At 45.0% G+C, this 22,548-nt stretch carries 22 protein-coding genes; 21 read left to right on the forward strand and 1 reads right to left on the reverse strand.

Going from position 1 to position 22,548, the window contains the following annotated elements:
• Positions 1 to 59 precede the first annotated feature (59 nt).
• The 5 genes from ACFFT4_RS14995 (at position 60) to fliS (ending at position 3,621) form a co-directional block, all read left to right on the forward strand.
• The gene (locus tag ACFFT4_RS14995; RefSeq protein ID WP_378048919.1) at positions 60 to 833 is read left to right on the forward strand and encodes a flagellin N-terminal helical domain-containing protein; all 774 of its coding nucleotides are present in this window, start codon (positions 60 to 62) and stop codon (positions 831 to 833) included.
• 123 nt (positions 834 to 956) lie between these two features.
• On the forward strand, positions 957 to 1,358 hold the full coding sequence (locus ACFFT4_RS15000; RefSeq protein ID WP_378048920.1) for a flagellar protein FlaG: 402 nt from the start codon (positions 957 to 959) through the stop codon (positions 1,356 to 1,358).
• A 15-nt stretch (positions 1,359 to 1,373) separates the two neighbouring features.
• Entirely contained in the window at positions 1,374 to 2,897 is a 1,524-nt protein-coding gene (gene fliD, locus ACFFT4_RS15005) for a flagellar filament capping protein FliD (RefSeq protein ID WP_378048922.1), read from the forward strand.
• Positions 2,897 to 3,232, forward strand: coding sequence for a flagellar protein FliT (fliT, locus tag ACFFT4_RS15010; RefSeq protein WP_378048924.1), 336 nt, complete (start codon positions 2,897 to 2,899; stop codon positions 3,230 to 3,232). Before fliD ends, fliT begins: the two co-directional genes overlap by 1 nt.
• 2 nt (positions 3,233 to 3,234) lie before the next feature.
• Entirely contained in the window at positions 3,235 to 3,621 is a 387-nt protein-coding gene (gene fliS, locus ACFFT4_RS15015; protein ID WP_378048925.1) for a flagellar export chaperone FliS, read from the forward strand.
• Between the two features lie 57 nt (positions 3,622 to 3,678).
• Here the strand turns inward: fliS and ACFFT4_RS15020 are convergent, their stop codons facing one another.
• On the reverse strand, positions 3,679 to 5,622 hold the full coding sequence (locus ACFFT4_RS15020; RefSeq protein ID WP_378048926.1) for a tetratricopeptide repeat-containing glycosyltransferase family 2 protein: 1,944 nt from the start codon (positions 5,620 to 5,622) through the stop codon (positions 3,679 to 3,681).
• Between the two features lie 178 nt (positions 5,623 to 5,800).
• On the opposite strand from ACFFT4_RS15020, the gene ACFFT4_RS15025 reads away from it, so the two are divergent.
• The 16 genes from ACFFT4_RS15025 to ACFFT4_RS15100 all read left to right on the forward strand — a co-directional run bounded on the left by ACFFT4_RS15025 (position 5,801) and on the right by ACFFT4_RS15100 (position 22,543).
• Positions 5,801 to 6,922: a glycosyltransferase family 4 protein gene (locus ACFFT4_RS15025; protein WP_378048928.1), complete on the forward strand. Its 1,122-nt coding sequence runs from the start codon at positions 5,801 to 5,803 to the stop codon at positions 6,920 to 6,922.
• 1 nt (position 6,923) lies between these two features.
• A complete protein-coding gene (locus tag ACFFT4_RS15030) occupies positions 6,924 to 7,946 on the forward strand; it encodes a hypothetical protein (RefSeq protein ID WP_378048930.1) in 1,023 nt (340 codons plus the stop codon).
• Positions 7,947 to 7,988: 42 nt separating this feature from the next.
• Positions 7,989 to 9,038 (forward strand): tetratricopeptide repeat-containing glycosyltransferase family 2 protein, encoded by a 1,050-nt coding sequence (locus tag ACFFT4_RS15035; RefSeq protein ID WP_378048932.1) that lies wholly within the window; start codon positions 7,989 to 7,991, stop codon positions 9,036 to 9,038.
• Between the two features lie 70 nt (positions 9,039 to 9,108).
• A complete protein-coding gene (locus ACFFT4_RS15040) occupies positions 9,109 to 9,948 on the forward strand; it encodes a LicD family protein (protein ID WP_378048934.1) in 840 nt (279 codons plus the stop codon).
• A gap of 21 nt (positions 9,949 to 9,969) precedes the next feature.
• Positions 9,970 to 10,692, forward strand: a complete 723-nt coding sequence (locus tag ACFFT4_RS15045) for a phosphocholine cytidylyltransferase family protein (protein ID WP_378048936.1) — start codon at positions 9,970 to 9,972, stop codon at positions 10,690 to 10,692.
• A gap of 88 nt (positions 10,693 to 10,780) precedes the next feature.
• Positions 10,781 to 11,440 (forward strand): class I SAM-dependent methyltransferase, encoded by a 660-nt coding sequence (locus ACFFT4_RS15050; protein ID WP_378048937.1) that lies wholly within the window; start codon positions 10,781 to 10,783, stop codon positions 11,438 to 11,440.
• 9 nt (positions 11,441 to 11,449) lie between these two features.
• Complete coding sequence (locus ACFFT4_RS15055; RefSeq protein WP_378048939.1) at positions 11,450 to 12,508, forward strand: pyridoxal phosphate-dependent aminotransferase; 1,059 nt, start codon at positions 11,450 to 11,452, stop codon at positions 12,506 to 12,508.
• Between the two features lie 13 nt (positions 12,509 to 12,521).
• The gene (locus tag ACFFT4_RS15060) at positions 12,522 to 13,478 is read left to right on the forward strand and encodes a glycosyltransferase family 2 protein (protein WP_378048940.1); all 957 of its coding nucleotides are present in this window, start codon (positions 12,522 to 12,524) and stop codon (positions 13,476 to 13,478) included.
• Positions 13,479 to 13,500: 22 nt separating this feature from the next.
• Entirely contained in the window at positions 13,501 to 14,967 is a 1,467-nt protein-coding gene (locus ACFFT4_RS15065) for a CDP-glycerol glycerophosphotransferase family protein (protein ID WP_378048942.1), read from the forward strand.
• Positions 14,968 to 14,997: 30 nt separating this feature from the next.
• Entirely contained in the window at positions 14,998 to 16,053 is a 1,056-nt protein-coding gene (locus ACFFT4_RS15070; RefSeq protein ID WP_378048944.1) for a hypothetical protein, read from the forward strand.
• A 12-nt stretch (positions 16,054 to 16,065) separates the two neighbouring features.
• Positions 16,066 to 16,965, forward strand: a complete 900-nt coding sequence (locus ACFFT4_RS15075) for a CatB-related O-acetyltransferase (protein WP_378048946.1) — start codon at positions 16,066 to 16,068, stop codon at positions 16,963 to 16,965.
• Positions 16,966 to 16,974: 9 nt separating this feature from the next.
• A complete protein-coding gene (locus tag ACFFT4_RS15080) occupies positions 16,975 to 18,093 on the forward strand; it encodes a glycosyltransferase (protein ID WP_378048947.1) in 1,119 nt (372 codons plus the stop codon).
• 54 nt (positions 18,094 to 18,147) lie between these two features.
• A complete protein-coding gene (gene gmd / locus ACFFT4_RS15085; RefSeq protein WP_378048949.1) occupies positions 18,148 to 19,224 on the forward strand; it encodes a GDP-mannose 4,6-dehydratase in 1,077 nt (358 codons plus the stop codon).
• Positions 19,225 to 19,231: 7 nt separating this feature from the next.
• A complete protein-coding gene (locus ACFFT4_RS15090; RefSeq protein WP_378048951.1) occupies positions 19,232 to 20,188 on the forward strand; it encodes a GDP-L-fucose synthase family protein in 957 nt (318 codons plus the stop codon).
• Positions 20,185 to 21,501 carry a sugar phosphate nucleotidyltransferase gene (locus ACFFT4_RS15095; protein ID WP_378048953.1) on the forward strand — a complete coding sequence of 439 codons (1,317 nt, stop codon included), beginning with the start codon at positions 20,185 to 20,187 and terminating at the stop codon, positions 21,499 to 21,501. Before ACFFT4_RS15090 ends, ACFFT4_RS15095 begins: the two co-directional genes overlap by 4 nt.
• A 34-nt stretch (positions 21,502 to 21,535) precedes the next feature.
• Positions 21,536 to 22,543 (forward strand): NAD-dependent 4,6-dehydratase LegB, encoded by a 1,008-nt coding sequence (locus ACFFT4_RS15100; RefSeq protein ID WP_378048955.1) that lies wholly within the window; start codon positions 21,536 to 21,538, stop codon positions 22,541 to 22,543.
• Positions 22,544 to 22,548 lie beyond the last annotated feature (5 nt).

The raw sequence follows: 22,548 nt of genomic DNA on the forward strand, positions 1-22,548 counted from the left end.
TAACAGGAGATTTGCAAGGATGCGGATCTCAATTTGTACACTCAGGGAGGAACATGATTATGCGTATTAACCACAACATTACTGCACTGAACAACCACCGCAACATGATGTTGAACAACGTTGCAACAGGCAAGAACATGGAGAAGCTGTCTTCCGGTCTTCGCATTAACCGTGCAGGCGACGATGCGGCTGGTCTTGCTGTGTCCGAGAAAATGCGCGGTCAAATCCGCGGTCTGGAGCAAGCGCAGCGCAACGTTCAAGACGGTATCTCCTTCATTCAGACGGCTGAGGGCGCCATGAACGAAATCAGCGCCATGCTGACTCGGATGAAAGAGTTGAACGTTCAATATGCTACAGGTACTTACACGACGACTCAGAAGACAGACAGCATCGCAGTCGAGCTGAAGAATCTGACCGACCAAATCGACAGCATTCTTACGAACACCAAATTCAACGGAATCTCCATCTCCGGCGGCACGGTGTCGATCCAGGCTGACGATAACACCGTTACGATTGGTATCGCAGGCATTACGACTACGAGCATTCAAGGCTTGGCTGGTGCTACTTCAATCTCCACGATTGAGACGGCTATTGAAACGGTCGCGAAAGAGCGCGCTAAACTGGGTGCTATGCAAAACCGCCTGGAGTATACCTCCAACAACCTGGGCACGACAATCGAGAACTTGACGGCTTCCGAGTCCCGTATTCGCGATACGGATATGGCGAAGGAGATGGTCGAGCTCACCAAGAACCAAATCCTGCTTCAATCTTCGCAAGCGATGCTTGCGCAAGCGAACTCGGCTCCGCAAGGCGTACTGTCCTTGCTCCGTTAAGCTTGATCAAAGAGAAAGGCCTTGGGAATATTCCAAGGCCTTTTTTTATGTTTAAGCTAATATTTGGATGTGGAACAGTCGATATAATTAGTAAACTAATATTGTCTGGAGCGGAGTGATACCATGAACGTGCAATCCTCGACTCATGTTCAGCCAGCGAGCTATTCGCCCTCCACAAATAGCCCTATTGCTGAACCTGTCAAGCAGAACCACGAACAGTCCAACCATTCGGCAGTTCAACAAGTGCGTAATGAAAGACAGCTGCAGTTAGCGGAGTTGAAGGGTGTCAAGCTTTCGTTGGGAGAAGAGCAATTAATCCGATTGATTGACCGCGCAATCAAATCTCTTGAGGGTCCGGAGACGAGATTTGAAATGAAGGTTCACGATGCGACGAATGTTGTGACAATAAAAGTATTCAATAAGGAAACCGGAGAGCTGATTCGGGAAATTCCTCCGGAGAAATCGCTTGATCTCGTAGTTAAAATGAAAGAAATCGCCGGTATTCTGGTCGATGAGAAGATATAGAGGGAGGGCATAAGAATGGTTACACGGATTACCGGATTTTCATCGGGGCTTGATATCGATACCTTGGTCAAGGATTTAATGAAAGCCAAGCGCGCGCCCCTGGATAAGCTGACACAACAGAAAACGACATTGGAATGGCAGCGAGAGCAGTATCGGGATCTGAACATCAAGATGATTGACTTGCGTAACAACAAGTTATTTAACTACAGCCTCGAAGGCTCCTTGAACTCCAAGCAGGTCACCATATCCGGCAATTCGTCGGCTGTCAGCGCCAATGCCTCATCATCAGCCGTTACTGGAGCGATGACGATTGAGGTTACGGAGTTGGGAGTCCACGCGTCTGTCGTCAGTAAGACGGGCGTGGGACAGGTGGATAAAACCAAAACGCTCGCGGAGCTAAAAACAGCGGGAATTCTGGACTACACGCTGGACAGCGGTAAAGTGAACATTACTATCAACAACAAGTCGATTCAATTGGATGAGACGGATACGCTGAATTCGATGGTTGCCAAAATTAACGCCAATAAAGAAATGAATGTAACGGCATACATTGATGCCGCTTCCGGCAAGCTTTCTTTAACGTCGAAAACAACAGAAGCAACGGCGATTACATGGGACAATTCAACCGGATCGCTGCTGACTAAGTTTCTTCCATCAGATTTGCCAACAGATGTCGATACGACAATTGGAAGTACGGCTAAAGTCGTCATTAACGGAATTGCAGTAGAGAGAAACAGCAATACGTTTACGGAAGACGGAGTTGAAATTACTTTAAATGCAAAGTCGAATGGCGCTATAAGCAGCTTATCCATTAAGTCCAATACTGATAGTATTGTAGATTCGATTATGTCTTTTATTAAGGACTACAATGATCTATTGGAATCGGTTAACAATAAGCTGAATGAGGAACGTTACCGCAGCTATTCGCCACTTACAAGTGCCCAGAAAGAAGAAATGAAGGATGACGAAATCAAGCTCTGGGAAGAGAAGGCGCGCAGCGGACTGTTGCGTCGGGATCCTGCTCTGACCACTATGGTTGACAATCTGAGACTTGCGATGATGACAAGCGTTACGATTGACGGCGCGAGCGTTAATCTGGCTTCCTTCGGCATTGAAACAGGTGAGTGGCAGCAACGCGGGAAATTGGTGATCAAGGACGAGGCCAAGCTTCGTGCCGCAATAGAGGCTGATCCTAACGCCTTCGAAAAGCTGTTTACACAACAAACCAAAGAGACAGACACGGCTAAGAAGAACTCGGCCACGAACCCCGACAACGGGTTGTTTAACCGTCTCTCCAACATTTTAATGACAGGCATTGAAAGTTTGTCTTCAAAAGCGGGCACCTCCAAAGTGAGTACAAGCAAGGATGCGGCTTTCCTGGAATCCAGCCTGATCAGTGAGCAATTAAGAATGCTGAATACTCGCATCAGCGACTTCAATGCGCGAATGGATCGTTGGGAAACGACCTATTACAAGCAATTTACGGCGATGGAGACGGCTATGAATCGTTATCAGGCGCAGGCGAGCCTGTTCTCTTAATGGATAAAATGGAGCAGCTTATTCAAGAGGTCCTGACAGAGAGCGATCGCCTGGCAAGGCTGGCACAGCCTGCAGATTATGAAACGTATGTGGAGCTGACGGAGCTGAGAGAAGCTCTGGCAGCAGAAGTGCATGAAAGAAGCGCGATATCGGAAGTTGAGCGTGCTTTATTAGGCAGCATTTCACAATACGACGAAATCATCTTGGGGCACATGCAGACCTTAATGCAAGAGGCTGCAGCGGGCATTCAGAGAATCAACAGTTCAAAAAAACAAAAAGCAGGCTATGGGAATGCAGGTTCGCATGAAAGCATTATGTTCGACAAAGGGGTATAAGGATGAATACGAACCCGTTTATGAAGTATCAACAGTCAGCTGTACAGACATCCGGCCCACAGCTTTTATTGATGTTGTACGATGGAGCCATTCGGTTTACACGCGCAGGAATTGAAGGGATTCAGCAGAGGGATATGCAGAAATCCAACACTAATCTAATCAAGGCGCAGCAGGTAGTTCATGAGCTTGTGGCTTCCCTTAATTTTGAATATGAACTGTCCCACAATCTTGTTCAGATTTATGAATATATGATTCATCAATTAATTGCGGCCAACACTCGCAAAGAGACTGCGCCTGCCCAAGAGGCATTAAACCACCTGCTAGAGTTGAGGGCAACCTGGAACACGGCGATTAGAAAGTCGGCACAGGCTGAGGCTCAGCAGATTTGATTTGAAGGGGCCAAAAGTAGAAGCCTGCGGGATATCCGCAGGCTTCTACTTTTACCGTTATAAACCTTGAATAAGCGCTGACTTGGCATCATTCGGATGTTGCTCAGCCAGCCTGGCTTTCATTTCCGATTTGTCGTGAGAATCCTTGCAATAAAAGCAGTATTGGATAAATAGTCTGATTGGGGCTTCAGGTCGAAGTGAAATGGCTTGCTCCCAGAACTCAAGCGCCTCTTCAATTTTTCCATCCATAGCATGCAACAAGGCCAGATTTTCGCAGCTTGTCGCATCTAGCTCGTTATGGTCAAGCAAGTGCTGGTAATACTGCATAGCCGGTTGAACAAAGTGCTTGGCTAGAAAAACGTTAGCCAATTGATTGATAACGGCTGCGGAGCTAAATCGGTCAATGAGGGAGTCGAAGGTATCCCAAGCTTTCAAAAAGTAGAGTTGACTTAAGAGATCGGTGGCTACGGGGTCAAAGGAAGGATCCCTTTGCCCGGCCCGATCTGGTTGGAGAAGATTTCGGGCAAACTGCAGCCCAATGCTTTCATCAGTAAGTGTCTGGTTGCAAAGCTCTATCCATTCCGGACGGGACCATACGATAGAGCCGAGAATCACCATTTTAACTGCTGCGGAGTCAGTCAACCCATCGCTGGCTCTGTTCATGAGGCATTGTTCGAAAACGGTCAGATTTTTGCTTAATAAAGCATATCGAAGCTGCTCGCTTAAGCTCAAAACGTCAAGGGACGGCAAACGATTCATATAATACTGTGCCAGTTGCTGATTTCCGAGGCTGATTGAGATTTTTGCCATGGCAATGACCTTCTGCGGCGCAGCGTCGACATGAAGCAGTCTGTTCAGAAAAGCGGCAATATTCGCAGCGGATTCATTTAGGCTTAATACTTCAACCATTTTAACCCATGCCTCAATGTCTTGATCGTCTGCTCTAAGCAAGAGCGTGAGATAATGGATGCAGGACTGGAAGTTATTCTCGTTCTCAAACGTAACAGCGAGGAGCCAGAGCGGCATACGCATCCCCAGATTCGGACTGACGAGCGCTATATTATGGTTCAGTCGAGCTCTATTTTCCGCTTCGCGGTGCGCAAGCACCAGCTCTTGCTTGGCTTGCTCGCGAAGTCCCAGTGAGAGGAGTATGATACCGCGCACACAGCGGATATCAGGGTAATCCGTATACTCCGTCATGTGCTCGTCAATCAAGCTCCACGCCTCGATATACTTCTGGGACTGCAGGTAAACGTCGAGCATCGTCCATAGATTGTTTAGGTACCAGGGGGAGGACTTGCTGCCGTTCTCAAAGGCGATCTTCAGATGGGGAAGCGCCTCCTCGCTCTTTCTCATCATGCTTAACTGCTGGCCGATCATGCTGTGATCGTAGGCATTCAGCTTGGTGCGGCTCATCATTTGCTCGAAAATCGACATGTTGCGGTCATGCTTGTTTTGAGCGGCTACGACATGCTCGAGGTAGCCGGAATGAAGAATCTGGAACGGCAATGCAATAATCTCATAGGAGGAGCCGCTGGACAACCGGATTTGTTCATGAATCGGGCGGTAATATTCAAAGCCCATACGGTTGGGAAAAATCCGAAGAATGGGAGACTCGGATATTCCGGTATGATTCGAAGAGTCCATAAAGTTGCGTACAGTAACTCGGTAAACAAATTTGGACGACGGTTTCTCGCCAGCCAGGAAGTCTCGAAGCCCGCGAATATCGTTTTCTTCCATGTACTCGTCCGCGTCCAGAATCAAAATCCATGTGCCAGATGCATGTTTAAGCGCTTCGTTGCGTGCTGCTGCGAAGTCGTTAATCCACTTGAAATCGTAGATATTGTCGGTAAAGGCTCGGGCGATGTCTTTCGTACGATCTGTAGAGCCTGTATCTACGACAATCATTTCGTCTACCCACTGATTTACACTCTTTAAGCAGCGTTCGAGGAATTGCTCCTCATTTTTAACGATCATGCACAAGGATATTAGTTTGTTCATAAGCCCTCCGAAATGCGAGCATAGTGGGATGTACGTGATTCAATATTAATACAGTTTGCTGAAAAGTCCAATGGGGGATCGGGTGTCCGGGAATGTTTGCAGTCTTTCTAATGGTGTGGCGGAATTTGACCGATATATTTTATTATAAGCTAAATTATAAGACAAGGACGACATTCAAATGGCAAAGGGAATATACAGCTTTTCACCTTACATTTACTATACGAACGAGCAATTGATGAAGGACTGCTGTCTGGTTCCCTATATGTTTCATAAATATTTAGGATACAGAACGGTTATCGTCACGGCTCAAAAAGAGGAATACACCTATCACGAACTGCTGAGCGGTCTTGAATTGGAAATCTTGAGAACGCCGCAGGATTTAAGCGAATGGGTGCAAATGTGCTGCGAGTATATTTCTGAACATTATTCCGGAATCGATGTCATGTTCTGCTTCGGGGCCTATCCTTCACATATTGAAATGGTTCGGCGATACAGGCAGCTGCGACCCGACGGCAAGGTTATCCTGAAGCTGGATGCTAATCTTTACTGGCAGGATAGGATAGCTTTTAGAGAGGCTGGTTATGAGGAGCTTCTAAGCAACTGTGATGTAATCACTGTCGAGTCAAAAAAGCTAAAACAACATCTTTCGAAGAAGTGGCCGTATATCATTGACTATGTCCCCAACGCTTCTGTCGATCTAGCTCCCCGTAAACGGACGGAGTATTCGGAAAAGGAAAATACAATTTTGACGGTGGGCAGAATTGGTACGGCTCAAAAGGCAAACTGGGTACTAATGGAAGCCTTTCGATTAATCGCAGAGGCAATTCCGGATTGGAAAGTGAAATTAGTAGGCGGGATTGAAGATTCATTTAAGCCATATATTGAAGATTTTTTTAACGAGTCCCCTCATCTTAGAGATAGAGTCATTTTTACCGGGAAAGTTATGGATAAAGATAAGCTTGAAAACGAATATAAGAAAGCAAAAGTATTTGCGTTGACCTCCGAGTTCGAAGGGGGAACCCCAAATGTATGGGTTGAAGCCGCGCGAAATGGATGTTATATCGTATGCAGCGAAATCGATGCGGTAGGCGACGCCACGAACTGGGGAAAATGCGGTAAAAGTTTTGAAGTCGGCAACATAAGGCAATTATCAAGAATTTTGGTGGAGATATGCAATGATGAAAGTTATTTTGCCAGAGGATGCTATGATATCCAGGAATACAGGGAAAGATTTTTCAGTTATGAAAAAATCGTTTGCAAGTTGAATCATCTCATAAATCTCTTGCCAGGGGACATGTAAATTGACTGAGCCAATAAAAGATATCTATCTTTACGGAGAATCGCTTGTTTTTACCGGAGGAAGGCTGGTTTTTGAAGGGAACGTGATTTACGATTTTAATGATAGGTACGGGAACATCTCCTCGGTTGGAATGGAGCAGCAGGCTCAAGTCTATTATCAGTTGATTAAGCAGATTTACGAGTCGGATCTTCCGAGAATCCTCCAGGCCCAAACGATGGTTATATTTGCAGAGATTTTTAAGAAGATGTCTTCCCAAAATGCTCCTGTTGCATTGTTGAGCGTGGGCGGTAATTTGCTTAATAGCGCATATGCAAATGTGGTTGCCCTGTTCGGTGAAGACAATCTCGTGTACGAACTTTACGATAAGAACGACTATCGGTCCAATAACTCTGATAATAGGGTATCCATCGTCGGTACAAGCTTTCAGGATTTGGGGATGTTAAACGACAAGGCTTTTGCTGCAGTTCTAATTAATATTGATCTATTCAGAGACGATCTTGAACACGCAGTCTATGAATGCAATCGTCTGGCGGCCCAGAAGGGCCAGGTGATTTTATACGGTTCAGGGATGTACGATGTAGAGTTGAATCAGTTATTGCCGGCGGATGATCTTCAACTCTATCCGTTTGGGACGGAAGGGTTTATCGTCAGCTTTGTGTCCAAGGAGCTGTCCGCAGTCTCGTATAAGGCGAATTTGAAAGAACAAGTGCTTGATCTCATTCATTCCTATAATCAAGAAGTTTTCCAAGCCTTACAGTATGTCTTGTCCAATTATCCAATACCCCAACAAGAGGAATGGCATACAAGCATGGATTGTGCTATTGAGGCGATAAGCCGCGCAGAAGTTCTCATCGCACAGTATTACATACTATTCGATAATATGGACTTAAAGTACCAGACTAATGAAGTGAAAAATGCAATGCTTGATTTTAAGTATGAAGCCTATTTGAACGGAAAGCACTATGACTTTTTCCAAGCCACTCTGTATGATTGCTACAATAATTGGACGGAAAATATGGTTTAGATCATCACATATTCTATCCGAACACAAATGGGGCGTGTAACCTTGATATCGTTAGCTATGATTGTTAAGAATGAGGAGAAGTATCTGGCCCGGTGTTTGGACAGCGCTGCAGCGATGGTTGACGAGATTATTGTTGTAGACACGGGATCAACGGATCGCACAATAGAAATAGCTCTAGAGTACGGAGCAAAGCTGTTTCATTTCGAATGGTGTGACGATTTCTCGGCTGCCAGAAACTATGCGCTTAAGCAGGCGTCAGGGGATTGGATGCTTGTGCTGGATGCGGATGAGTACTTTGTGGAAGGCAGCGCTGACGTAATTAGAGCCTTTACGAGTACAACTGCTCGCCGAATAGGCCTGATTGATATTGTGTCCCGATTTGTGGAATATGGACATGAGTTTGAGGGGGTACGTGGGATTCCAAGGTTATTTCCACGGGGAGTAACCTACAAGGGACGTATCCACGAACAACCGACTCCGCTCATGCCGATGGTGGAGACGGGGTTAAGGTTGCTGCATGACGGCTACTACATGACGGATAAGTCCATTCGCAATATCCCGTTATTATTGAAAGCACTGGTAGACGAACCGGATAGCGCTTATTTAAATTTCCAATTAGGCAGACAATATCAGGGTACGAAACAGCATGAGCTGGCCGAGCAGTATTTGAAGAAAGCTTATGCTTTATTGAAGCCCTCGGTTCCATTTGCTGCGGAAACGGTCACGGAGCTGCTTCAGGCGCATACGAAATGCAAACATTATGATCAAGCGCTGGCGCTGGTAGGGGATGAAATAGCCTTGTTGGAAAGCTCCCCGGATTTCTGCTTCGCGGTTGCACAGTTTCTGCTTGACTATGCGATTGACTCGCAGGACTATTCAGTAGTTGAGAATATCGAGAACAGCTATCTGAAGTGCCTGGAGTTAGGGCGCCGCGGAGTTGAAGAAGTTGTTGTGGGCTCATCTAATTTTTTGGCGGCATACAATTTGGCTGTTTTTTATGAATCAGTGGGTAACGATTCTGGGGCACAACAGTATTACGCGTTATCGGCTTCGTATGGGTATGAGCCTGCGATTGAGAGAGTGAAAGGTTGAATTACTCTTGACTGCTAAAGTCCAAGTCAAAAAATGTCGATAAAAAGGATAGTAAGCGCGCTGAAGGGCGATGATCCGTAACGAAATGCTGAAATATAGCCAAAAGAAAATGACAGAAGCCGAGCTGCGGCGAATGCAGCTGATACAAATCGAATTGCTTGCGGAATTCGATGCTCTGTGCAGGAAGCATGAGCTGAGCTATATCATTGCGTCAGGGACTTTATTGGGAGCGGTGCGGTACGGATCCTTTATTCCCTGGGATGACGACATTGACGTAGAGATGCTGCGCAGCGACTACGACAAATTTTGCAAGATTGACAAGCAGGAGTTCAGAGAGGACACCTTCTTTCAAACAAATAAGACAGACAAGCACTATCCATGGTTATACGGAAAATTAAGACGCACGGGTACGCAGGCGGTACGTCTTGGTCAAGAACATCTGAAGATGCATAACGGAGTATTCATAGATATATTTCCACGGGACGGCGTGCCGAATCTCGCCGTACTTCGGTCGGTTCGTGGAATGCTTGCGGCGATGAGCCGAAAAATACTCTATGCGCGTGTAGCTTGGCGGACATCGGAAACGCTATTTGGGACAATGGGGTGGGGCGTTGTGCGGTTGATTCCGAAGCAGGCAGCGTTCGGCTTAGCTAAGCTCTTATCCATTGCGTTTAATGAGAAGCGTTGCGAGCGCGTCGGCTGCATTGGTTATCATGGAAAAGCGGAGATGAATGGGTTTCTCAAAGGCTGGTTTACGGAATTGATGACCCTGTCTTTTGAAGGAAAACAATACTATGTACCAGCAGATTGGGACGGCTACTTGCGTTATGTCTATGGGGATGACTACATGACGCCGCCGCCGCCGAATCACCGAAATATAACTTCTCCGCTTTCTTCGTATAGCCTGTAACTCATAGAGAGGATGATGAGAATGAAGGCAATCTTATTGGCTGCAGGTCGCGGCACTCGAATCTCGAGAATGATTGAGGATGTGCCGAAATCGACATTACCTATTGCCGGAGTTCCGCTCATCCGCCGAACGGCGCAGATGCTGCTCGATTCGGGATTTGAATTGGTCGTATGCGTGGGGTACCAATCGAGCAAAATATACCAAGCGCTCGAAGGATTGCCGGTTAAGTATTATTTCAACCCATTCTACGACGTGACGAACAGCATTGCCAGCTTATGGTTTGCAAGGGATGAATTGCAGGAGGATTCGATTGTACTCAATGCGGATGTGTACTTCTCGAAGGACATTCTTGATCTTGTACTTGACGACAAACGAGAGGTCAGCATAGCGATTGATAAGACTCGTACTGAGGTCGGCGACTATTTCTTCTTGACGACAGACAATGGCTGCATCGAGAAGTACGGGAAGGAGCTTCCACTTTCGTCCCGCAGCTGCGAATATGTCGGGCTCGCCAAAATCAAAGCAAGCTTCATGGGGAAATTCAATGAGCGTCTCGAATCGTTGGTTGGCAATCATCAGCACTCCTTATGGTGGGAGAATGTGTTGTATTCCTTTGCGGATACGAAAGAACAAAATATATATACAGTGGATGTCGGCGGGAGATTCTGGGCGGAGATCGATTATTTCGACGATTACGAACGGATTCTGAAGCACATCGAGAAGGAGGAAGAGGCGCTTGTCTGATCGGCATCGGATATATGGCGAACGTGTCAATATTAAGACGGAGAACACGCGCAGCTTCTACAACGAACGGGCCAAGGCTATTGCAAGCATGGCAAACCCATATGTATCGGTATTGCTTGGGGATCAGAATCCAAGCCATGCGGAGGAGTGGAATCGATTCGAGAAGACGTTCATTCTTCCGGAGTTGCAAATTGGGCAGACGAACCGCGTGCTTGATATCGGGTGCGGGATTGGCAGATGGGCGGAGTCGATCATTCCGTTAAGCGGTTATTATTGCGGAACGGACTTCTCGCAGGAGATGGTAGAGGCGGCGCGCAATCGCAATCGCTTCGAGGGAAAGAACTATGATTTCTACAACCTCTCTTTCCAGGAAACCGTACAGCAATCGGCGGAGTTTTACAAAGGAAGATTCGACAGACTGATCGTTGGCGGCGTCTGCATGTACATTAACGACGAGGAACTGCCTGCATGTTACGAGGGATTGTTGTCGTTGCTGGACGAGTGCTGCGTTATTTACTTCACGGAAACAGTCGCGGTTGAGAGAAGGTTAACGCTGGATGAATGTCCATCGGAAGCGCTGAAAGCGAACTACGATGTTATCTATCGAACGCCGGAAGAGTATATTCAGCATTACAAGGTGTTCACGGAGGCGGGATTTACGGTTCGCGAGCAGAAGTACTTGCCACACTTAAACAATGAGAAGCAATTTTACGAGACGGATCGTTGGTACACCCTTTTGGAAAGGTAGTCAAACGACATGTATGTGAATGAACATATTAAAAACCTGTATCGTGTGAAATTTCATGAAGAGCGAGATCAAGTTCTGCGGCTGGATATGAATGAAAACCCGGAGGGGCTTCCGACAGATTTCGTAGAAGAAGTGAAGCGGAAGATTACACCGGAATTCCTAGCCACGTATCCACAGAAAAATAGACTTGTGCGGCAAGTCTCGGCACATTGCGGAATGCAAGAGGATCAGATTACGATCACCAGCGGTTCAGACGAAGCGATGAGATTGGCATTTCAATGCTTCGGAGAACGAGGAAAAAAGGTCGTGACAGTTACACCGACATTTGAAATGTATGGTGTCTATGCGGAGATGTTCGGCATGGAGCATGTGAAGGTAGAGTATGCCGCCGATTTTACGATTCCGGTAGAGCGGTTGCTGGGAGCCATTGACGAGTCGACCGGAATTGTCGTACTTCTTAATCCAAATAGTCCCATTGGTGCAACCTATACGGAAGATGAGGCGCACGCCATTATACAGAAGGCAGGATCGGTCGGCGCGCTTGTTCTTATTGACGAGGCCTATCACTACTATTATAAAGTCACATTCATGCCGTTGCTTGCGCATTACGAAAATCTCATCGTATTAAGAACCTTTTCCAAGGTTTGTTCAATTGCCGGGTTGAGAGTCGGCTATGCGGCTGGCAACGCGCAACTGATCGACTATCTGGAGAGATCTCAGGCGACCTTTAACGTAAGCAATGTCGGACTGCTGTTCGCCGAAGAGATTTTAAAGCGCCCGGACGTGCTGGAGAACCAGCGTGTCGCGGAGATGGAAGGGCGAGAGTGGCTCTCTCAGCAACTACGGGATCATGGCTACGAAGTACTGTCTTTGGAAGGTAACTTCATTCTGTTCAGGTCGAGGAAAAAGTCGACAGATGTGATTGCGGCGTTGAAAGGGCAAGGGGTGTGGATTCGGGACTACCGCTCCGGAATCCTGGCAGGCTATTTGCGTGTATCAACCGGCAACATAGAATCAATGCGCACATTCTGGGATGCCTTTTCGGTTGTGGACCTGGAGGGGAATTAAGGAGGGAGTCCAGATGAAGAAGATTTCTGTGATTATACCTGTTTACAACGTAGAACATTATATTTGTAAGAGTCTGGAGAGTGTGGTTCATCAGACGTATCCGAACCTTGAAATTATCTGTATCGACGATGGTTCGACCGACCGTTCGGGAGAAATCTGCGATGAGTACGCGCAGAGAGATTCACGAGTAAAGGTAGTTCATCAAGTAAATCGGGGATGCTCTAGTGCGATTAATGCTGGACTGGATATAATGACGGGAGACTACGTTGGGTTTGTTGATCCGGATGATTGGGTGGAGCTTCAATTCTATGAAGAAATGGTGAAGATGCTCGAAGACCATGATGTGGATTTTGTTTGCTCGGGGCGGTTTATTGCGACGGGTGAGCAAAGCTCTCAAGTTGAAAATAAGGTTGATTTCGTACCAGGTATTATTAACCGGCAAGAAATCTTGCGATATACGTTTATGCGTGATTCATATCGTGCCTTCGGAGCATACTACTGGAATAAACTTTTTCGTGTGAATCTGTTTAATCCGACTAACGGAATTGATAGAATTCGCTTTTGGGAAGAAGTTAGTGGCGGCGATGTACTTATGTTTTTTGATTATGTAATGAAAGCGAACACCGCTTACTATTATGATACGCCGTATTATCATTATTATCAGCGTGAGGATTCACTTGACCATGCCAAAGACTTAAGCCAGAGAAGCGATATTATAAGGGTTTATACTCGCATCATTGAGAAGCTTGAAAACAGCGTAGTCGAATCGGATCTTATCAAATGGGTCAAACGGTTTTATGCTTATCATGCTAGCTTGTTAGCAGAACTAGCCGTGGAGCTTCAGGATCAAGATAAGTTGAAACAAATGCAAATTGAAATGAATCGGTATTTAGCTGATTATATGGATACGAATAGGGAGTTCCCCGAAAGGCTTGAGAGAATGAATCGGTTATTAACTGCACACATTTGACACGCATAAAGGGGCAATAATTATGTTTTTAAGTATGAAAAACAAAATACTTGCACTGTTCGGCAGCATCTCAGAGATGCTTGCTGAAATAGGAAAAATGACTGATAAAAGGAGGGCTATCGAAGACTGTTCAGCGGCGCTAGCGGCTATTCTGAATCAATTGAACAAGGAAGAGTCGTCGCTTCAGAGGTCTAAACAAAAGTTATTGGAAATTCAGGCGGAGTTTGCAGCATTGTATTCTGATGCCTCGCTTATTAATAATATTGCAATAAAGACGCTGGACCAGCAAGTGGAGGTGCTTCGGGAGATCGTAGCAGCAGAAATCAAGCCGAAATTGAAAATTGTTTTTTTTCCATATAAGGCGTCCATGTGGGATAGCTTGGAAACCATTTATGAAGCAGCGGCAATTGATCCCGATTGTGAAGCTAAGGTAGTACCGATTCCGTATTATCAAATTGCTGGTGATAAAGAGATTCCGACGTATGAAGGGAACCAATTCCCCGCTCATATACCAATCACACATTATAACGAGTATGATCTGGCTTATGAAGAGCCGGATGTGATTTATGTACATAATATTTACGACCAGTACAATACGATTACTCGTGTTCACGAAGTCTTTTTTACCTCGAACTTAAAGCAATACACAGGAATGCTCGTATATGTTCCGTATCACATTTCTTCGTTCATAGCCCCTTCCGAGGGTGAAAAAAGCTTGGCGTACAATATACCGACCATTCATAATGTTGATCGCGTTGTCCTTGTCAATGACACGCTAAAGGAAGCAGCAATTCGCGACGGAGTTCCGAAGGAAAAACTACTAGTGCTCGGAACGCCGAAATTAGATGGGATGTTGAGAGCGCTTAGAAGTAATGAACAAGCATATCCTGAGGAGTGGAAAGAGCGTGTAAAGGGAAAAAAGGTGTTTGTATTCGAGACACCATGTTTAATGTTTGCACAAAACTTTTTCCAAAGATTTGAGAAAATGATGGAGATATTTAACCTCCCACATATGGTCGACAACAGCATCCTGATCTGGCGGCCGCATCCGCTGACTGAAGCATCCATTTATAAATACACGCCGGTATTTTCCGAATATTATACGAATCTGATTCGTAGTATCAAAGAAGGCGACTCCTTATATTCACATATCATCTTTGATGAATCCCCTGATTATTTTTCGGCATTGAAAGTTGCGGACATGCTAATTACTTGTGGTGGATCTTTGCTTTCGGCGTACTTGTTAACAGAGAAACCGATACTTTATTGGGGAGGGCAGCTTCCCGAAGGCTCATTGATTACAAATGATGCGTTTTATTATACAGTTAATCGAGAGTTGCCTGCACCAGAAGTTGCGAAGATGATTGGACGAGGTGAAGACCCATGCGCACACCATCGTAAAGGACTGGCTTCCAGTGTCTACGTGAATGCAGATGGGACAAGCGGCGTTAAAATTTATCAAGCTATTAAAGACAGTCTATTAGTGTAGGGTTAGGGTGGGGGAAAAGGGGGCATTGAAGTGCGATATATATGGGTAGGGGCAGGTAGGAAAGCTGAGAAACTCTTGATTAAGTGGAGGAGGCTGGATGCCTCAAGTATTCCAAGCGTGATTTTGGACAATGACATAGGTAAGATCGGAACGTATATGCATGGTGTTCCGATCGACGCTGTCTCTAATATTGCAAGTTACCTTACTGTACCCTATGAAATCATCATCACCGTAGTAGATGGAGGTGCTTTGATTGAGCAAATAAATGCTCTTGGGTTTAATAAGAATATTATTCATTTTCCTATAAAAGACTGGAGTTTGACGCGACAATTACTTCAGCGCAACAAGCAACTAATGGAGAATAAAAAGGCTAAACGCTGTTTTATTATTGGGACGGGTCCATCGTTGTTGCAACAGAATTTACAGTTGCTCGCTGATGAAGACACGATTATCGTGAACACTTCGTATAGGGACGATAGTCTAATTTCATTGAATCCCAAATATTGGGTGGTTGCAGACCCGGGGTTCTGGTTGCAGAAAGCACAATATCTTGATCGATTATTAGAAACAATGCGAGACAGACTACCCATAACCAAGTTGTTCATTCATAATGATTCTTATGGCTATATGACAGATAATGATCCGGCAGCAGACCGTGTTTATTACTATTTATTAGAACATATTGTGAACTATGAGCCAACGATACTTAATTTTGAAAAGGCGCTTCCTGAATTTGCTCAGAATGTTATTTCTGTAGCGCTGATGTTAGCCATTAGTTTGAGATATGAAGAAATTATTCTCATTGGGTGCGATCATTCCTGGTGGGGGTATAGTATTCAGGATATTGAAAACGGTGTATGGTCAGCGCATTCTTACGAGGAAAATGAAAAGGAAATTAACACTTATAAGAATGGATGGAGGGAACATGGTTACGAAAAGCTTCAACGAATAATTAATACCCAAAAGAGCGAGTATGAAGCATTGCGATTAATTGCAGAACAGAGTAGTTTACGTATTCGTAATGCAACAGCCGGGGGTCATCTAGATTCTTTCGAACGGGTGACCTACGAAGATTTGTTTATATAGGGGTGCAACAAGATGTACGTGGATCATAAACAATTGTACGAGAGCATTCTTCGTGACGGAAAGAAAATAGCTATATTTGGGACAGGTAAGGTGGCAGACCAGTTTCTCTCACAGTACTTGTGGCTTTACCCTCATATTGCATTTTTCATAGATAACCATTCGGGAATAACTTCCTTTATTTCAAAGGATGTTGTTCGTGCAGACTTTTTGGCTGAAATCGATCGTAATGAATACTATATTCTTGTTGCTACGGCGCACTACCCCTCCATATTTAAACAGTTGAACGCATTGGGGTTTATTGAGAATGAACATTATATGCAGGTGTTTGATCGCGGAGTTGTGGAGGAAACGACAACGACAAGAGTCGTTGAAGGCGTAAAGATTGGTCGGTTTACATATGGTTATCAGAAGCATTGCTATCCGAAATCACTGCTGCAAGAGATCGGAGCATTTACATCGATTAATGAGTCGGTGCGGATTGGAGAAGTAAATCACCCGTTGAACTTCATAACGACTCACCCGATATTGTATACGTCAGAAAATGAGATTCTAGGTTATGAAGGGATACCCGGCATTCTACCACAGGAAGAAGTAATAGATGTGTATGGAATAGCGTCTAATAAGAAAATTGTAATTGGTAATGACGTATGGATAGGTGCAAACGCAATTCTACTACCTGGCGTAACCGTTGGTGATGGGGCAGTAATTGGCGCCGGTGCAGTAGTTACAAAGGATGTTCCCCCATATGCTATCGTTGGAGGGGTGCCAGCTCGATTAATCCGTTACCGCTTTAGTCCTGAAGAAACAGAGATTTTGTTAAGGGTGAAATGGTGGGATTGGAATATAGAGGAAATCCGGAGTAAGATTCATTTGTTAAGGACCCCTTCATTATTTTTCGAAAATGAAAAGTGAGGTGTCATCTTGAGTCAAAGTGCTGAAAACAAGATTTCTATTATTACAGCAACGTACAACAGTGAGAGATACCTGGAGGACACCATTAAAAGTGTGCTGCAACAGTCGGCGTATGACCGATTGGAATTTATCATTGTAGATGGAGGTTCTACAGATCGAACACTCAATATCATTAGTGTGTATCGCGATTTGATTCATATCGTCATTTCGGAACCGGATGCAGGCATTTATGATGCGTTTAATAAAGGAATACGGGCGGCAACAGGTAATATTGTATACTTTCTGAATTCAGATGACTATCTGCATGACAAGACGGTAATCTCAGATGTATTAGCCGAATTCGATTCTGATCCATCTAATAGAGCTATATACGGGCATGTTCTAATCGTCAATGAGAAAATTGGGTTGTATAAGCCTTATGGACACAAAACGACTCTTGCTAATCTTCAATTGGGACGTAATATAACTCATCAAGCGATATTCGTTAAAAAAAGCGTGTTTGATGAATTTGGCTTGTTCGAGCTTAAGTATAGAATCGCGAGTGATTTTGACGCGAACGTTAAACTCTTTAAGAAATATGAAGCAAATTGTGTCTTTATTAATCGTGCTATTGCGGTGTTTAGAACAGGCGGAACGTCTACAGATATTGCGAATTTGGAGGAAGTGCGCAGGGATCTTGTTCAAATTTGCACCAAACATTTTGGGAAGAGCGTGCTGCAGCCATTAACTAGAGGCGAAATGAATGGTGGACATTATAAAAAATGGGTTGAAACGCTACTATTGGATGATAAGCCTATCTCAAAGACTGCTTTCAATAGAGGAATTCGTAGTGTAGCTATTTTCGGAACAATAGATTTGTCGCTTTATATGCTTATAGATTTAGAAAAGAGCGGGATTCAGGTACAAGCTTTCTTAGATAATGATCGTAAAATTCAAGGGGCGAGTATCCGTGGAATTACGGTTTATGCACCAGAATGGCTGGTGGATCATGGGCGTAGGATAGATGCTATCATTTTGGCGTTTGAGTATGACTATGACGCAGAAATTCGTGATCAAATTTCTAATCTTCTAGGGGAAGCCGCTCCTCCGATTTACTCATGGAAACAATTTGTTGTATGGAATCAATAGTAGGAAGCCGATAAATAACTATAGTGAGTGAGCGAACAAAATGAGGGATGTCAGATGACAGGGAATAAACGCAAGGCACTCATTACTGGGATAACGGGACAAGACGGTGCCTATCTCGCTGAATTTTTACTTCAGAAGGGCTATGAAGTGCACGGTGTTAAGCGTCGTTCCTCATCATTTAACACGGAGCGTATTGACCATTTGTATCGAGACCCGCATGAGGATGACACAAACTTCTTCTTCCTACATTATGGCGATATGACAGATTCAACGAATTTGATACGAATCGTCCAAGAAGTTCAGCCCGACGAGATCTATAATCTCGCAGCACAAAGTCATGTGCATGTGTCGTTTGACACGCCTGAATATACAGCAAATGCGGATGGACTAGGTACGTTACGCCTCCTGGAAGCCATCCGTATTCTAGGGCTTTCGGAGAAAGTGAGGTTTTACCAGGCCTCTACAAGTGAGCTGTACGGCAAGGTGCAAGAAATTCCGCAGAGCGAAACAACGCCATTCTATCCTCGTAGTCCGTATGCAGCAGCGAAGCTGTACTCTTATTGGACGACAGTCAACTATAGGGAAGCCTACAACCTGTTTGCTTGTAACGGGATCTTATTTAACCATGAATCACCAGTACGAGGTGAGACATTTGTTACGCGTAAAATCACTCGTGCAGTTGCTGCCATCAAGTGTGGATTTCAAGATCAGTTGTATCTTGGTAACTTGAATGCTAAGCGCGATTGGGGTTTTGCTGGAGATTATGTGGAAGCTATGTGGCGTATGCTCCAATATTCAGAGCCCGAAGATTTTGTTATTGCTACGGGTGAAACGCACAGCGTTAGAGAGTTCACAGAACTATCTTTTCAAGAAGTAGGTATCTCCATCGAATGGCAAGGTGAAGGAATTAATGAGCTCGGTATAGATCGAGCGACGGGTAAGGTTCTTATACGCGTAGATCCTAAATATTTCCGACCGACTGAAGTAGATCTATTGATCGGGAACCCTGCGAAGGCTAAGAAATTGCTTGGCTGGGAGCCGAAGACGACATTCCATGAGTTGATTCAATCGATGGTGCGAGAGGACATGTTAAAGATTCAAATTAAGGAACGGATGATGAGGTCGAGGTGAAGCGATAATGAATACAGATGCTCGAATCTATGTTGCCGGTCACCGAGGGCTTGTTGGTTCCGCAATCACGAGGAGACTGCGCTCTCTAGGGTACAATAACCTGATCTTGCGTTCTAGTTCGGAGTTAGATTTGCGGGATATGGGGCAGGTGGAAAGGTTCTTTCGCACGGAGCGACCAGAGTATGTGTTTCTTGCCGCAGCCAAAGTAGGTGGAATACTAGCTAATTCTACGTATCCTGCGGAATTTATACGTGATAATTTAGCTATCCAGACGAATGTTATTCACTATGCCTATCTGAACAATGTGAGAAAACTCTTGTTTTTAGGAAGTTCGTGCATCTATCCTAAGCATGCACCGCAACCGATGCAAGAAGAACATCTCATGAGTGGTTACTTAGAACCGACGAACGAGCCGTATGCCATTGCCAAAATAGCGGGTCTGAAAATGTGTGAATTTTATAATCGCCAGTACGGAACGGACTTTGTGTCAGTAATGCCGACTAATATATATGGCATCGAGGACAATTTCGACTTACAAACTTCGCATGTGCTTCCGGCGTTAATTCGGAAATTTGCTGAGGCTAAGCAGAATAACCAACCGACAGTTGAATTGTGGGGGAGCGGGACACCGCGCAGAGAGTTTTTATTCTCAGATGATCTAGCCGATGCATGTGTTTACTTGATCAACCAGCCAGATGCAAGTAATCATGGATTAATTAACATTGGAGCTGGCGTTGATATTACGATATTTGAATTAGCGCAGCTGATTGGGGAAATTGTTGGATATACAGGGGAGATAGTATTCGATTCCACTAAACCAGACGGAGCCCTAAGAAAACTGCTGGATGTATCTAAGCTTACTGCGATGGGCTGGACAGCAACTACACTGCTGCGTGAAGGTATTAAACAAACCTATGACTGGTATTGTGATAAGTGTAAAGAACAACCAGGAATGACCCTATGAAGATAGTATTATTATCCGGAGGCTCAGGTAAACGTCTGTGGCCATTATCCAGTGATGCAAGATCGAAGCAGTTTCTTAAAATTTTGAAAAACGAAGAGGGGCAGTATGAATCCATGCTCCAGCGAGTGTGGCGGCAGCTACATGGAGCAGGTCTCAGTTCTGATGTTCATATCGTCGCTAGTGCTTCGCACATCGAGATCATCAAGCAACAGCTCGGCGATGATATTGCTGTGATTGTAGAGCCGGAGAGAAGAGATACCTTCCCAGCTATTGCACTATCTTGTTTGTATCTCCGAGATAAATTGTCAGTTCCGGATGATGAAGTGATCTGTGTACTGCCTGTAGATCCGTTCGTTGAAGAAAGCTATTTCCGCAAAATAACGGAATTTGAGCATATATTGAATATAACTTCCGCGGATTTGGCATTGATGGGTACAACACCAACATACCCTTCTGCGAAGTATGGCTATATTATCCCAGCGGTTCTGCCGAATACGGAAAATGAGTACATGCCGGTCAGCGCTTTTTTTGAAAAGCCGACGGAACAAGAAGCTGAGAAGCTAATTGCGGTGAATGCACTATGGAACTGTGGTGTTTTTGCATTTAGACTATCCTATATTCGGCAGGTGATAGATCAGCATAACTTGCCTGCAAGTTATAGGGAATTGCAGCAAGCCTATAATAGCCTGAAGAAAGTTAGCTTTGATATTTCTGTCGTGGAAAAAGCAATAAGTATAGTTGCGATCACGTATAAAGGCTACTGGAAGGATCTCGGAACTTGGAATACGTTTACTGAGGAAATTGGTGAGAGGGTTTTCGGTAATGGAGTTCTTAGCGAAGATAGCGTAAACACGCATATTGTAAACGAGCTGAATATTCCGGTGTTTGTTCTTAATGTTTCGAATGTGGTCGTAGCGGCAGGTCATGAGGGGATTCTCGTGACGGACAAGCCAACGAGTCCACGATTGAAAGAGCTGATGAAAGGCTTTGAACAGCTTACGATGTATGAAGAACGACAGTGGGGAAGCTATCGTGTCCTCGATTACTTTGACAAGGATGGACGAAGGACGATAACTAAACGCATTAACATTTTCATGAACTCACTATGGCGCAATGAAACGCGAGTGGATGAGATTCATACGATCACAATAGTAGATGGGCCTTGTATCTTTGCATCTCAAGGGCGTAGATTGGAATGCATGCGGGGAGAAGTGATATCCGTTGTCCCTGGACAGTTCTATTCGTTATATTCCACACAACAGGAGATTGAAATTATTCATGTCCAGATAGAAACTGCAAACCGTATCCAATAAATCGAGATATCTGAACTCAGAGGTGAATGAATATATGAGCGATATTCAAAAGGTGCTCGTAACAGGGGCGGATGGCTTTATAGGCTCACATTTAACTGAGATGCTTGTACGTGGTGGATATGACGTGCGAGCTTTTGTTTTATATAACTCGTTCAATTCATGGGGATGGCTTGACCATGCGGCGGCAGATGTTCGAGGTAAATTTGAAGTATTTGCGGGTGATATTCGCGATCCGCACGGCGTCCATGAGGCAATGAAGGGGTGCGATGCGGTGCTGCATTTGGCGGCGCTTATTGCCATCCCATACTCCTATCACTCACCAGACACTTATGTTGATACGAACATTAAAGGGACGCTTAATGTGCTGCAGGCAGCGCGTAAGCACGGTGTTCGCAAAGTTGTACATACATCGACGAGCGAAGTGTATGGCACAGCGCTTTATGTACCGATTGATGAGAAGCACCCGTTGCAAGGTCACTCACCCTATTCAGCGTCTAAGATAGGTGCTGATCAGATGGCGCTGTCGTTCTATCGTTCGTTCGAGTTGCCGGTTAGTATTATTCGGCCGTTTAACACGTATGGTCCTCGTCAATCCGCTAGAGCGGTCATTCCAACGATCATTACGCAGCTTGCCGCAGGACAAAAGCGGATTAAGCTGGGTGCCATTCATCCAACGAGAGACTTTAACTTTGTGAGAGACACTATTCGCGGATTCATTCATATGTTAGAGTCGCCTGCGGGAATTGGGGAAGTGATTAACATTGGCAGCAACTTCGAGGTATCGATTGGGCATACAGCCAAGCTGATCGGCGAGATCATGGGCAAAGATGTCGAGTGGATCACGGATGAAGAGCGTATTCGTCCGGATAAGAGCGAAGTCGAACGTTTATGGGCAGATAACAAGCTTGCAGCGGAGAAACTGAACTGGTCACCAGAATTTGCAGACGGAGAAGGTTTCCGTCGGGGTCTTGTGGAGACGATTGCGTGGTTTACCGAACCGGCTAATTTAAAACAATATAAAACGTCGATATACAATATATAAGGGAG

This window comes from Cohnella cellulosilytica (assembly GCF_042431195.1).
Classification (GTDB): domain Bacteria; phylum Bacillota; class Bacilli; order Paenibacillales; family Paenibacillaceae; genus Cohnella; species Cohnella cellulosilytica.